Below are 13764 nucleotides of genomic sequence, written 5' to 3'. Positions count from 1 at the left end.
TGCCTGCATCCCTCAATGCCTTCGGACACTCTGTGCAGGAATCAAACCCATGGCAGCGGTAAATGTCCTGGTCTTTCCGTGCGGATCGGAAAACGCATCGGAAATACATCAGGCCCTGATGCATTCGATCCACGTCAATCTGTTTGGCGCTTCCAGCGTCGATGACCACGGACGCTTTTTGTTTGCGCGCTATGTGGGCGATCTGCCGCGCATTGATGCCCCAGACTTCGACGCGAAGTTCGCGAGTCTTCTGGCTCAATGGGGTATTCAGTTGGTGTTCGCCACCCATGACAGCGTCCAGCATTATCTGTCGACACGGGTCGCGGCCTGGAACGTGGCACTGGTCAACGGCGACAGCAATGCATCGCGGACCAGCCGACAGAAATCACTGACCTACGGCCTGTTTTCCGACCAGCCATGGACACCGACCGTTTACCGTTCGGTCGAGCATGTCCAACATTGGCCGGTGGTGGTCAAGCCGGACATGGGCCAGGGCGGTCAGGGCGTGAGCCTGGTCCAGACTGCTGCCCAAGCCGACGCAGCGTCAGCGCAACTGGAAGCGCCTTTGCTCGTGGAATACCTGCCCGGCGAGGAAATCACCGTTGACTGCTTCACGGACCGAAACCGCCGGATTGTCTGGATCGGCCCGCGGACGCGTGAACGCGTGCGCGCAGGCATCGCCATGCGCTGTCGTCCCCTGACACTGTCTGCAGAAATTGAAACCATCGCTCAGCTGATCAATCAGCGGCTGACGTTGCGTGGCCCATGGTTCTTTCAGCTTAAAAAAGACCACAGCGGCGCCTGGAAGCTGCTGGAAATAAGCTGTCGGGTGGCCGGCGCAATGGTGACCCAACGTGCCAGAGGCGTGAATCTGCCCCTGATGGCCGTGCTTGATTTCATGCGTCGCGACGTGATGGCTCTGCCGCTGTCGGGGGTCAATCTGGTCGAGCGACGCATCACCACGCTGGCCCAGTTGGACGAAGACTTCGACACGGTCTACGTCGATTTCGATGAGACCGTGATCAAGGACGGCAAAGCCATCCCCTCAACCCTGTATTTCCTTTACCGGATGCTCGACAAAGGCAAACGGTTGGTTCTCATCACTCGCCACGTCGGCGACCCGCTGCATGCACTGGGTGAGGCGCGTATAGACCCGAAGCTGTTTGACGAAATCATCCACCTCGACAACGGCGAGAAGAAATCAGCTTTCACCCATGGACGCGCCATCTTCGTCGACAACCACTTTCCGGAACGACTGGACGTGGCGACGACGTGCGGCATCCCGGTCTTTGATGTAGATGCTTTGGAGTTTTTCTTTTGAAATCATTCAAATTTGACAAGCTGCGTCGTTACCTTCTACGCAGGCTTCGTGACACGTGGATCAATCCGCTTAATGCTCAACATCCACACTCAGTGTTGATTTCGAGAGCGACCTATTCTCCTTGGTATAACGACCCCGCCTTCATGAAGGTATTCGACACTATCAAGCACTCCACGCTGGTGGATATCTACCGTTGCTATGAACTCTGGACCCTGATGCAGCAGCTTGAGCACGTGCCCGGCGAAGCCATTGAAGTGGGCGTTTGGAAGGGCGGTACCGGGGGCCTGATCGCCAGCATGCTCAAGCGCTTTCCAATGCCCAGAAAGATCTACCTGTGCGACACCTTTCAAGGCGTGGTCAAAGCTGGCGACAAAGACACGCTCTACCGGGGTGGCGAACATGCCGACACCTCAAAGGAGGCAGTGATGGAGCTGATGAGCACACTGGGGGTGACTCAGAACGTTGAGATTTTGCCAGGCATCTTCCCGGAGGAAAGCGCTCACCAGGTGGAGCACAACCTATTCTCCTTTTGCCACATCGACGTAGACACCTACCTGTCGGCGAAGGATGTCTTCGAGTGGGTCAGCCCGCGTCTGAGCGTGCACGGCTTGGTGGTGTTTGATGATTACGGCACTTGGGGCTGCGAGGGAGTCACAGAGTTGGTACAGGAAATTGCCCAAGACCCCAATTACTTCCTATTTCAGAACTTGAACGGGCATGCGGTCCTTATAAAGCTAAAGTCGGCGACAACAATCGGCGATGGCTTTCAAACGTCCTCACTCAGCAGGTAAACCCGATTTCGACATGGCCTGGCGTGCCAGCGAAGGCCGCATCGGGGTCGTCAGTTCGTGGCTCGGCGTTTACGAAAGACCCTGATCCCGTGCGGCCTGGAGCGTGAGCCCCACATGCCGCGCGCGATACGCCCCGGGGCTCTCCCCTGTCCACTTCTTGAACGCCCGGTGAAACGCGCTGGGCTCCTGGAACCCTACCAGTGAAGCAATCTCCACCACGCTCAATTCGGTGTCGCGCAGTTTCTGCTGGGCGATACCGCGTCGCACATCGTCCTTGATGCCCTGAAACGCGCAGCCTTCGCGTTCAAGGCGGCGACGGAACGTGGTCGCGCTGAGCTTCAACTCTTCGGCCATTTCCAGCAGCGTTGGCCAATGGCCGTAATGGCTGTTGCGCAGCCGTTGATAGACCTGCGCCGCCAAGCCGCGCTGGTTGCGAAAGCGGATCACCAGCCACTGCGGCGCGGTGCGCAGGAATGACTTGAGCGCTGGCAGGGTCTGCACCACCGGCAAGCGCAGGTAGTGGCTGGAGAATTCGATTTCGGTGCGCTGCTCGCCAAAGCTCAGGTTGAACCCCCAGAGCAGCGAATCGTCGCTGAGGCGCTCGCGACGCTGGCGAAACTGTGCCCGATCAATGCTGATGCGCCGCCCGCCAAGCCAGCACAGAAGGCTGATCATCAGCAGCAAAAAGGTCTCTTCGCCGAAGCGCTGACGAACCGGATCGTCCGTGGCTGTCTCCACAGCCAGCACCGCGCGCTGGCCGCGAACGATCAGACTGCCGCGAAAATCGCGCAGGAACAGGCTGAAGTTGCTCAGGCACTGGCGCAGGGCTTTTTCCAGGTTGGGCTCCTGGATAAGCCCGCGGCAGATCAGCGCGAAGCTGCCCAACGGCATGCCGTGGGAGTCCAGGCCGAAGAATTCATCGCCCAGTTCCTTGATTTGTATCAGCCACAGGGCTGCAAAGGCGCTGGCCGAGACGCGCGCGCTGGCGTCGTCGAGCAACGCCATGTCGATCTCGGCCGCCTCCAGCACCGATTGCAGCCGCAGCGGCTGGTCGCGCAGCGCGTGGACCACCAGCTGGACGAAGTAGATCGACACTGAATCCTTTTCCCGCATGACCGCCTTCCCTTTTTTGTGTGGTGCTCCACCGACTCATCTGCCGATGGTAAAGAACGCCATTCCATCTGGACAGTTTTGGCATAGGCCCTGCTCAAACGCAGGTCTAGACTTGCCGCCAGCCGGTCTCTGGTCAAATCCCGATTTCAGATGACGCCCTACATCCCCAACGTTTCAGGAGCCCTTATGAGCACTACCGAAGTTTTCGTCGTCAGCGCATTGCGTACCGCCATCGGTGGATTCGGCGGTTCGCTCAAGGATGTCTCGCCCATCGAACTGGGCACCCAGGTCAGCCGCGCCGCGCTGGCAAAATCCGGTCTGGCGCCCGAGCACATCGGCCACGTGGTGATGGGCCATGTGATTCCGACTGAAGTGCGCGATGCCTATCTGTCCCGAGTCATCGCCCTGGAAGCCGGCCTTACCAAAGAAACCCCGGCCATGAACGTCAACCGCCTGTGCGGTTCCGGGCTGCAAGCCATCGTCTCTGCTGCGCAGTCGCTGATGCTCGGCGATGCGGGCGCGGCGCTGGCCGGTGGCGCCGAGTCCATGAGCCGCGGCGCCTATATCATGCCGCAGGCCCGCTGGGGCGCGCGCATGGGTAATGTGCAGGCCTTCGATTACATGCTGGGCGCGTTGCATGACCCGTTTGCCAATATCCACATGGGCATCACCGCCGAGAACATCGCCGAGCAGTACGGCATCACCCGCGCGGACCAGGACGCCCTTGCGCTGACTAGTCAGCAGCGTGCCGCCCGTGCCATCGTCGAGGGGCGTTTCGACAGTCAGATCGTGCCGATTGAAATCTCCACGCGCAAAGGCACCGTGACCTTCGCCCAGGACGAGCATGTGCGCGGCGACGTGACTGCCGAGCAGCTGGAAAAGATGAAGACTGCCTTCAAGAAGGACGGCACTGTCACCGCCGGTAATGCCTCCGGCCTGAACGACGGCGCAGCGGCGCTGGTGTTGGCCAACGGCGACCTGGTTCGCGAACACGGCCTCAAGCCAATGGCGCGGTTGGTGGCGTATGCCCATGCCGGCGTTGAGCCCTCGCTGATGGGCCTCGGACCGATCCCGGCCAGCCGCAAGGTGCTGGAGCGCGCCGGTTTGACAGTGGCTGATCTGGACGTCATCGAATCCAACGAAGCCTTTGCCGCACAGGCCTGCGCAGTTGCCCGTGAGCTGGGGTTTGATCCCGAGAAGGTCAACCCGAACGGCTCGGGCATCTCCCTGGGTCATCCGGTGGGCGCCACCGGCGCGATCATCGCCACCAAAGCCATTCACGAACTGCACCGCATCCAGGGCCGCTATGCGCTGGTGACCATGTGCATCGGCGGCGGTCAGGGCATCGCCGTCATCTTCGAACGCGTGTAAGGAGGCTGCTGATGAACATGCATCACATCGCCGTGATCGGCGCGGGGACCATGGGCAACGGCATCGCGCAGGTGTGCGCGGTGGCCGGTTTCGACGTCACGCTGCTGGACGTTTCCGACACCGCACTGGAGCGCGGCATCGCCACCGTGCGCAAGAATCTGGAGCGTCAGGTGGTCAAGCAAACGGTGGCGGCCGATGTTGCCGAAGCGGCCCTGGGGCGTATCAGCCTCACCACTGACTACGGGCAGTTGAACGGCGCGCAGCTGGTAATCGAAGCCGCTACCGAAAACCTTGAGCTGAAGCTGCGCCTGCTCAAGCAGATCGCCGGGAATGTCGACCGCGAATGTGTCATCGCGTCGAACACCTCGTCGCTGTCCATCACCCAGCTGGCGGCTAGCGTCGAGCACCCGGAACGGTTCATCGGCCTGCACTTCTTTAACCCGGTGCCGATGATGAGCCTGATCGAGGTCATTCGTGGTTTGCAGACAGCGGACACCACCCACATCGCAGCGATCAAGCTGGCAGAGCGGCTGAACAAAACCGCGATCACCGCCGGCAACCGGCCGGGCTTTGTGGTCAACCGGATTCTGGTGCCGATGATCAACGAAGCGATTCTGGTGTTGCAGGAAGGTCTGGCCACCGCTCAGGACATCGACGACGGCATGCGCCTGGGTTGCAATCAGCCCATCGGGCCACTGGCGCTGGCTGATCTGATCGGCCTGGACACCTTGCTGGCGATTGTCGAAGCGTTCCACGACGGCTTCAACGACAGCAAATACCGCCCCGCTCCCCTGCTCAAGGAAATGGTGGCGGCCGGGTATCTGGGACGCAAGACCGGGCGTGGGTTCTTTACCTATAACTGAGTGGTCCCCCGATGTGGGACCCGCGTTAATGACGACTTGGGACCGGCTTTACTTGCGACGGCGACTTGTGGGACCGGCTTTAGCCGGGAAAGCGTCAGTTGTCACACCGCAATATGATGGTGATCAAACCGGCCTCTTCCCGGCTGAAGCCGGTTCCACTAGGGCATCGTATGTGTCCCAGTGAAGCTGGCTGCGACGCCGACGTGTGGGACCGGCTTTAGCCGGGAAAGCGTCGGTTGCCACACCGCAATATTGATGGTGATCAAACCGGCCTCTTCCCGGCTGAAGCCGGTCCCACTAGGGCATCGCGTGCGGTCAGTGGGAAAACAGCGAATTCCCGACTTTGCCCGCCATCTTCTCCGGTTTGATCAGGAACCGCGCCAGCGCCGGCAGCAGCCACAGTGCGCCGAACATGTTCCACAGCAGCATGAAGGTCAGCATCAGGCCCATATCCGCCTGAAACTTGATCGCCGAGAAAATCCAGGTGCAGACGCCGATCGCCAGGCACAGGCCGGTGAACAGCACTGCCTTGCCGGTGGATTTGAGCGTCTGGTAATACGCCTCCTGCAACGGCAGCCCTGCCCGCAGGAAACTCTCCAAGCGGCTGTAGATGTAAATCCCGTAATCGACCCCAATGCCCACCCCAAGCGCTACCACCGGCAGCGTCGCGACTTTCACGCCGATGCCCATGAAGGCCATCAGTGCGTTGCCCAGCACCGACGTCAGCACCAGCGGCAGGACGATGCACAGCGTCGCCGCCCAGGAGCGGAAGGTGATCATGCACATCACCGCCACGCACACATACACCAGAATCAGGATGGTCAGCTCGGCCTGCTTGATGACCTCGTTGGTCGCCGCCTCGATGCCGGCATTGCCTGCCGCGAGCAGAAACTCCAGGCCGTCCCTGTTGTTCTGTTGAGCAAACTCCTGCACCGCATGCACCGCACGGTCCAGGGTTTCGGCTTTGTGGTCGTTGAGGAAAATCAACAGCGGCGCCAGCGAACAGGTGTTGTTGTACAAGCCGTCGGCCCGCGCGATCGAGCTGTTGAGCACGTCCTTGTTGCGCGACAGCGACTCCCATTTCAGGTTGCCCTCGTTCATGCCCTTGATGACCTGCTTGGAAACGGTCACCAGCGAAATAGCCGACTGCACCCCTGGCGTGTTCTCCATCTTCCACGACAACTCGTTGATCGCCGACAGCGTTTGATACGCCGAGCATCCTTCGGTCGGTGTCTTGACCATCACCACCAGCACGTCGGAGCTGGTCGAGTAGTTGCTGATGATGAAATTGTTGTCCTGGTTGTAACGCGAGTCCGGGCGCAACTCCGGCGCGCCTTGATCAAGGTCGCCGATCTTCAGGTTATGGCCATACCAAAGGCCACCCACCAGCGCGACCAATGCCAGCCCCACCGAGACACGGGCCACGTTGGGCGCGGCGAAATTCGACAGCAGACGCCAGAACGGATGTTCCCGTACTGAATCTTCCTTACTGCGCACAATCGCCTTTTTGCTGATGCCTGCGTAGGAAATAGCGACGGGCAGAAGAATGAGATTGGTGAAGACGATGACCGCGACGCCGATGGAAGCGCCAATCGCCAGCTCGCGGATCACACCGATGTCGATGATCAACAACGTGATGAAGCCGACGGCGTCCGCAAGAATCGCGATCATTCCCGGCAGGAACAACTGGCGAAACGTGCGCCGGGCGGCCGTCAGCGCGTTATCAGCATCGCTGGACTGCAGAGCGATGCCGTTGATTTTCTGCACGCCGTGGGAAATACCAATGGCGAAGATCAGAAACGGCACCAGCATCGAGTAGGGATCCAGACCAAACCCCACCACATGCATCAGCCCCAACTGCCAGATCACGGCGATCAACGTGGTGCTCAACACCGCGACGGTACTGCGCACGCAGCGGGTGAACCACATCAGCAGGACCAGCGTGATCAGGAAAGCGATGCCGAAGAACATCACCACCATGATCAGACCATCAATCAGATCGCCGACTTTCTTGGCGAAACCGACGATGTGGATCTCTACGTTGGGGTTCTGCGCTTCGTACTTGTCGCGGATTTTCTCTTCAAGCTGGTGGGAGAACTGACGGTAATCCAGCGGCAGCAGTTTGCTCTGGTCGTTGGGGTCCGGGTAGAACTCCTGCAGCGGCACGTCGACGATGCTCGACTTGAAGTTGTTGGACACCAGACGCCCGACCTGTCCGGATTTGAGGACGTTGTTGCGCAGCGTGTCGAGGCTCTGCTGCGAGCCGTCGTAGCTTTGCGGGATCACTTCACCGCCGGCGAACCCCTCTTCGGTAACCTCCGTCCAGCGCACGCTGGGACTCCATAACGACTTGAGTCCGGAGCGATCCACGCCCGATATGTAAAACACTTCGTCGTTGATCTGACGAAGGGTTTCCATGTAATCCTTCGAAAAGATATCCCCTTGTTTGGCCTCCACCGAGATGCGCACGGTGTTGCCGAGGTTCGTCAGGTCGCTGCGGTGCTCCATCATCTTCTGAACGAACGGGTGACCGAGCGGAATCATCTTTTCAAAACTGGTGGACGGGCGCACCAGCGTGGCTTGCCAGAACAGGAAGATACTCACCAGCAGGCAAATGCCGATCACCATCGGACGGTTGTTGAAAATCAACTGCTCCAGGCGCGTCGGCTTGTCGTGATGTTGTTGAAGGTTGGTCATGAAAACGAATCCTCGCCTGCGTCGTTCTTATTATCGGGTGCCGTCAGCGCCCGTCGGCGAGGTGACGCGAACGCCGCCCTGTCCCACCAGAATCAGATTGCCCTTGTCGTCTTCGGCCACGCCCGACAGCGACAGCCGGTCGGGACGATTGGCCACTGTGAAGCTTTCGCCGTCATCGGTGCTGCGCATCACGCTGCCTCCATTGCCCACCAGCACAATGGAACGGTCCGGCATCAGCGACGCATTGGCGATGCTGAACTCCAGCGGGCCGCGCTCGCCTTGCAGCGGGACGGGCTCCCAGGTGGTGCCGAAATCGGCCGAGCGGAACAGATTGCCGCGCAGACCGTAAGCCAGCAGCGTTTTGGCTTCAGCGGTACCGACTGCACCGAATAACGACCCCTGATACGGGCCTTCGAGCTTTTCCCACGTCTGACCGTCGTCCGACGAGCGAAACATGCTGCCCTGCTCACCGACCACGAAAAGCCCGGCGTCCTTCACGTACGCAATGCCGTTGAGATGAAACTGATCTTCGTTGTCCAGCCGCTCGCCGATGTCTTCCCAGTGCTGGCCCCCGTCGGTGCTTTCCAGCACCGCACCATAGGCGCCCACGGCGATGCCGGTGTTCAGGTCCTTGAACCAGACATCCAGCAGGGGTGCTTCGCGCTTGAGGTCTTCGAACTGTTTGGTCCAAGTGGCGCCGGCATCGCTGCTGGCAAGTATCTGCGCATCGTGCCCCACGGCCCAGCCGTGTTGCTCATCGACGAAATACACCGCCGTGAGCATCTGGCGCGTTGGCACTTTGGCCTGGGTCCAGGTTTTGCCCTGGTCGTCGGAATACAGGATGTGGCCGCGATCCCCTACCGCCACCATGCGCTTGCCGGCATGGGTCACGTCCAGCAGCAGACTGCGGGAGGCTTTTGCGGCTTCGAGGGCATAGACGGCGGACTCGCCAGCGTTGGCAGTTGTAACGGCGGGTGTGACGGCGGGTGCGGTGTCGGCGGCAAACGCCACACCACAGAAGAAGGGGGTCATGAGAAGCGACAGCGCAGCGCTGAAAGGCAGGCTATTGAATCGTGTTCGTGTGCAGGAGTCGCCACGAACCCTTGCAAACCAAGTGCGCCAGATAACAGGCTCACGCATGGAGCTTCCCCTTCTTTATTTTTATTAGGTTCTTCAGGGCCTGTCCGCCTCGCGCAGACGCTCTAGCCTGCGCGCGAGACGGCCGTACCGAAGCGACCTCATCCTAGCCAGCTTTGGAAACGTATGACAATCGACATGACGTTATCTTTTGTTAAGCACGGGGTGGGTGATTGGGAGGTTATCACTGTGAGTGATTTAGCGATCCGGCCGAGTGAGTGCATCTGGGCAATGCACTGACAGCCACGCTACCGCCCGCCGTGATCTCGGTCTGGACCTGGCTGACGTGGTGTTCCTGCTTTTTGACCTTCTTGCTCCTGCTGTATGAATGCTCTACACCCGCCGCCGAGCTGATGGGTGCGCCAGCAGGCTCCCCAGCAGTTGTCGCTCCTCTTGCACCCTATTCAACCTTTCAGCGCTGGCAAAGACAGCACATCCTCGTAATTTGGCCAGTCTTCTCTGGCACGGTTTAGTACACCTTGCATCAACTCGTCCAACTCAGGCACTGGCTGCTCGGGCGGCAATTGATCAAAGGGCGCGGCCAACAGCGGATGATCGATCTTCTGCGGATTGGCTAAACCTTCCCACTGGCGCAGGCGCAGGATATAGAGAATTTCCACCGGCACGCGCTCCAAGTGCCAGTCCTGATTGAAGTCGTAAGAATTCTTCTGGCTCTCTTTGCCGGTTTGCCAAGTGTGGCGGTCACACGCGGCCAACAGACAGGGCATCAGGTCGTCGGGGCTGGGAGTGCGCCACTTGGCCAACAAGGCTTCGTAGATGGGTTCGTCGTAAGAGTAAGCAGGCCATTGATGCGAGACATCGCCCACCCAATCAGCAAACACACGCAGCATAAAGGCTTGGGCGCGGCGGTGCTGCTCTTCGTACTCAATCACTAATTGATGCCCACGGTTGAGAGCGGCATGGGTGAGGTAGCCCTGATGGATGACGGCATCCTTCCAGCCTAGGATAGCCATGGTGGCCATCATATTGCTGGCGGTTTGGATGCTGTAGTTTTGGCGGCGTCGATCATTTCCAGCCGCTTTGGCAATAATGTCGAACTGGCCCGCCCAGAAGAACAACTGCGAAATTCCTACTTGGTAATAGCGCAGCCAATGGGCCAACTCCAGAAGCCATTGCGGGTTATCTGGTACGGTTGCCAATACCTTGTGTGCTCGTGTGACGGCCATCCACTCGGAGCTACTACGCGTAACGTTGTCACTATTCGGAACAGGCATTGATGGCTTCGCAACTGCATCGCCGCGCTCAACATATTCACGGATGCCATTCAACTCGTATTCATCTGAGACGTGGGGCCCCTTAGCTATGCGCCCCAGCACACTTTTGTAGGAGGGCCATTTCGGGTTTACGCCCGAGCGCTCGCACTGACTTACTTCTTGGTCCATGGTTCTACCTTAAATTCTGCTACACCTGTTTTACCGGGGGCGGGAATACCGACCTTGACTGTTACACCTTGAACCTTGGTTTTTCCTGAATCCAACGCCGCTTGCAAAGCATCGCGTAAAGCAGGATCGGAATCGGCAATTGATCTATTGCCCAGCCACCCCTCCAACCGCGTCCTCGGGTCCCCATGCGGCGTACCGGCCTTACTTACGCCATTCACCGAAGACTTCGCATCCATCACCACCACGGTAATCGTATCGCCATTGATCGCAACCGCGCAGCCATCGCAGCCGTGGTTGCTACTGTTTTGCAGAGGTTTAAAATTTAGGCCGGTTTTCTCGTTAAGGGTTTGGAGGGCCAGTTGCTCGCCCAACACCCCATCATTTACAAGCAAACCGGTCTTCCAATTGGGAAGGTGCGACAGCGGGATACTTTCAAATGTCTGCCCAAAAGGTCTTCAACCGAGCTGAGCTTGGGGGAGGCTTATTGCATCAGGGGTGACCTGGCCCGGCCCTTTTGCACCTACTCAGGAATAATTTTCAACTCACTCCATAGTGGTTTCAGTCCTAGACTTTCCATATAAGTCCCATAGTCGAAAAAGGCCCTAACCCCAATGTCTTCGTATAAAAACCATGACGCCTCACACTCTTGACATACGAACAAACAAGTGTTGTCAGCTATAATTTTAGCCTTGACAATATCTCCCTGCTCACACCTTGGACACAACATATAAAACTTCTCTATTTAACAGGATAGGCTGTAATGACCTGACTGGTCCCAGGCCGAACAATAATTTTAATACTCGTTTCTCCCGAAGTACCAATCGCTCGGCCCATCGGGACAACATATGCACCCGGATCACCTACTACAGGACTACCTTTCTTGAGCCATGCTTCATCGACAGCGCCTAAAATCTCTTTTCTGTCCATACTAAAGACGCTATGTGTTGTCTTGGCCGGATTCGGCTCCGCATGCTCTAAAACATGCAAAACTCTGTTTCCTTGAACCGATCCTTGTCCATAGTCTAGACCAGCTGGAGTTGTCCAAGTCCGGGTAGCCTTGTCAAACGTTAGCTCTACTGCACCACCTGTTACTTTTGCACCGCCGGCGGGTGAGTCCGCAGGAGGAGGCAGATCAGGATCAGGGGCATCCGCATGAGCAGGCGAACCTGTTTCATTATCGGTGAACGCGCTGTCCGGATTGAGATTTTTAGCAGGCGGCTTGTCGGAGGCTTTCGCAATAGCCGCGGCTGACTTGGTAGCCACGACATCGACGACCTCAGCCACCGACTTAGCACCAATGATTGCCGTGAAAATACGTACGGCAAGCAACGTTTTTTGGACGCTGCCGACGTCTTGTCCGTAAATACTGGTGAGCTTATCTGACAGTTCCGGGTTCAGCGCCACAGCGGCGCCTTCTCCTATGGCCTTGGCGCTCTCCTGAAAACTCTCAAGAGCGCCTGCCGGCACATCTTTCAAGCTGGACAGAATGCCGCCAAATACGGCGCCAGGGTCCTTCTTGGCAGCGTCATACAGATCAACGGCACCATTTTTCAGAGCAATACCAGAGTCTTTTAGCTCTTTGATCAATCCGGTACTCAGATCCCTGCTGATACCGCTCTGTACAAACTCTTTATAGAATTTCGGGTCTGCGGTGTCTGCGAACATCTCCGGACGGAAGAGCTGGTTCCCCGATGTGGTGAACAGTTGCTGCTTGTTTCCCAATTCATTGGTGAACGTCTGGCCCGCGCCGGCCAAGAATGCCCGGGCATCGCTGTCAGTTCCGTCGCTTAAGACCGAGCGCCATAACATATCGGTGTCTTTAAGCGCCTGCTGGCTAAGCCGCTCCATGGCCGCCTGCTCGGTGATTCCGTACTTATCAGCGAACGTCTTGGCGTTATCCTCTAACCACTTCTGCTCCTCAACATGCAGCTGTCGGTTATAGGTCGTCGCGTACTGTGCAATCTCAGCGCCTTTGGCGACGTCGCCACCCACGGCCGCTGCAGCCACGAGCCCAGTCAGCTTCGATGCCATCACTTGGAGGTTTTTGTCACCTCCGACCATGTTGCTCAGTACGTTGATCAGTGCCTCGTTAGCACCAGCAGCAGCGGCCCCTGTCTTGAAATCCCCTCCGGTGGCTTCAGCAAGCAACCCGCCCACCAAGGCATGTGCCATTATCTTTTGAGGGCTGCCGTCGCCGTACTTACCCAACGCCCAATCGCCGACCATCTTGAAGCCCATCGCCATGCCAATGTTGCTAGCCTGACCTACAAGTGCGTTACCAAGATTGTCTGAATAGCTGCCGCCGTTAATTACAGTATTAACGAATGCGTCAGACGCTGACTTCATCAAAACGACTTGGGCGCTGCTGAGATTGAAGCCTAGGGAAGCAGGGTCATAGCCGGGCATGACACCGGCCATCGCCGCAGAAGTCAGATATCCCTTTATCGACTGGGAGGACGTAATGTCTTTTAAGGTCGCCCCGAGATTACCTTTGTTATTGATGACGCTGACGGCTGCGGTGCTAGCCATCGACGTCAAGGCTGCGGTGGCTATCATATTCCCAAGGCCTGCAGTCGTTGCGCTCGCAGTCGCCGTCGCCGCAGTGGCGGCAGCCATCGTAGTACCAGCCTGAGCGCTGGCCATCACTCCAACAGCCCCGCTAGCGACTCCAGCAGTAAGAGCGGTCACAATAATGATGATCGCCAGCATCGCGCCCTGACCCAGGCTCGAGTTGCTGTACTTATAGGCGTCGTGGGTTTCCTTGATCAGCTTCCAGTCAACATCCCCCCGCTTCTCCGCATCCTTCAGCCAGGCCAGATCAGGATCAGCCTTGACCATCGCATCAATCGCCTGGCTTACCGTCTGCTGATTAACCTGCTTGACCTCAATATGCAGGCCGTCCACCGCGTTGATTGCAACTGTTCCTTTGGCAATTAGCTCACTCTGGCGCAACGTCTCGTCGGTCTTGCCCTTCCCGGACATGGAGTTCCAGGCAAGGCTGCTGTTGCTCTTCGAATGATTCTCCTGATGCAGGTCTTTAACGCCCTCGAAGTTGATCGCGCCGCCGC

General features: G+C 58.2%; 10 protein-coding genes. 4 read left to right on the top strand and 6 right to left on the bottom strand.

Translation table 11 applies throughout. From position 1 onward, the window contains the following. The first annotated feature begins 49 nt into the window (after window positions 1–49). Together QRN48_RS01395 and QRN48_RS01390 are read left to right on the top strand one after the other, a co-directional pair. On the top strand, window positions 50–1321 hold the full coding sequence (locus QRN48_RS01395) for an ATP-grasp domain-containing protein (RefSeq protein WP_285348496.1): 1272 nt from the start codon (window positions 50–52) through the stop codon (window positions 1319–1321). Between the two features lie 143 nt (window positions 1322–1464). After that, on the top strand, window positions 1465–2112 hold the full coding sequence (locus tag QRN48_RS01390; protein ID WP_285348494.1) for a TylF/MycF/NovP-related O-methyltransferase: 648 nt from the start codon (window positions 1465–1467) through the stop codon (window positions 2110–2112). A gap of 69 nt (window positions 2113–2181) precedes the next feature. On the opposite strand, the gene QRN48_RS01385 is transcribed toward QRN48_RS01390, so the two are convergent. Beyond that, window positions 2182–3225: an AraC family transcriptional regulator gene (locus QRN48_RS01385; protein WP_285348492.1), complete on the bottom strand. Its 1044-nt coding sequence runs from the start codon at window positions 3223–3225 to the stop codon at window positions 2182–2184. 186 nt (window positions 3226–3411) lie between these two features. Here QRN48_RS01385 and QRN48_RS01380 point away from each other — a divergent pair, with 186 nt between their 5' ends. Both QRN48_RS01380 and QRN48_RS01375 read left to right on the top strand, forming a co-directional pair. Further along, window positions 3412–4596: an acetyl-CoA C-acyltransferase family protein gene (locus tag QRN48_RS01380; protein WP_285348491.1), complete on the top strand. Its 1185-nt coding sequence runs from the start codon at window positions 3412–3414 to the stop codon at window positions 4594–4596. 11 nt (window positions 4597–4607) lie between these two features. Further along, window positions 4608–5459: a 3-hydroxybutyryl-CoA dehydrogenase gene (locus tag QRN48_RS01375; protein ID WP_285348489.1), complete on the top strand. Its 852-nt coding sequence runs from the start codon at window positions 4608–4610 to the stop codon at window positions 5457–5459. A 315-nt stretch (window positions 5460–5774) separates the two neighbouring features. On the opposite strand, the gene QRN48_RS01370 is transcribed toward QRN48_RS01375, so the two are convergent. The 5 genes from QRN48_RS01370 to QRN48_RS01350 form a co-directional block, all read right to left on the bottom strand. After that, window positions 5775–8156 (bottom strand): efflux RND transporter permease subunit, encoded by a 2382-nt coding sequence (locus QRN48_RS01370; RefSeq protein ID WP_191945415.1) that lies wholly within the window; start codon window positions 8154–8156, stop codon window positions 5775–5777. 30 nt (window positions 8157–8186) lie between these two features. Continuing rightward, complete coding sequence (locus tag QRN48_RS01365) at window positions 8187–9296, bottom strand: WD40/YVTN/BNR-like repeat-containing protein (RefSeq protein ID WP_502944560.1); 1110 nt, start codon at window positions 9294–9296, stop codon at window positions 8187–8189. A gap of 401 nt (window positions 9297–9697) precedes the next feature. Continuing rightward, complete coding sequence (locus QRN48_RS01360; RefSeq protein WP_191945462.1) at window positions 9698–10372, bottom strand: hypothetical protein; 675 nt, start codon at window positions 10370–10372, stop codon at window positions 9698–9700. A 308-nt stretch (window positions 10373–10680) separates the two neighbouring features. After that, window positions 10681–11070 carry a hypothetical protein gene (locus tag QRN48_RS01355; RefSeq protein WP_285348568.1) on the bottom strand — a complete coding sequence of 130 codons (390 nt, stop codon included), beginning with the start codon at window positions 11068–11070 and terminating at the stop codon, window positions 10681–10683. 364 nt (window positions 11071–11434) lie between these two features. Then, a partial coding sequence (locus QRN48_RS01350; protein WP_285348485.1) for a DUF637 domain-containing protein occupies window positions 11435–13764 on the bottom strand: 2330 nt, incomplete at its 5' end.

This window comes from Pseudomonas sp. ME-P-057, assembly GCF_030208975.1.
GTDB lineage: Bacteria > Pseudomonadota > Gammaproteobacteria > Pseudomonadales > Pseudomonadaceae > Aquipseudomonas > Aquipseudomonas lutea.
This window is presented reverse-complemented; position numbering and strand designations above follow the sequence as displayed.

Bases quoted from the DNA above. Each gene is read 5' to 3' on its own strand.
- QRN48_RS01395 (WP_285348496.1), top strand. From the start codon at position 50: ATGGCAGCGGTAAATGTCCTGGTCTTTCCGTGCGGATCGGAAAACGCA.
- QRN48_RS01390 (WP_285348494.1), top strand. From the start codon at position 1,465: ATGAAGGTATTCGACACTATCAAGCACTCCACGCTGGTGGATATCTAC.
- QRN48_RS01385 (WP_285348492.1), bottom strand. From the start codon at position 3,225: ATGCGGGAAAAGGATTCAGTGTCGATCTACTTCGTCCAGCTGGTGGTC.
- QRN48_RS01380 (WP_285348491.1), top strand. From the start codon at position 3,412: ATGAGCACTACCGAAGTTTTCGTCGTCAGCGCATTGCGTACCGCCATC.
- QRN48_RS01375 (WP_285348489.1), top strand. From the start codon at position 4,608: ATGAACATGCATCACATCGCCGTGATCGGCGCGGGGACCATGGGCAAC.
- QRN48_RS01370 (WP_191945415.1), bottom strand. From the start codon at position 8,156: ATGACCAACCTTCAACAACATCACGACAAGCCGACGCGCCTGGAGCAG.
- QRN48_RS01365 (WP_502944560.1), bottom strand. From the start codon at position 9,296: ATGCGTGAGCCTGTTATCTGGCGCACTTGGTTTGCAAGGGTTCGTGGC.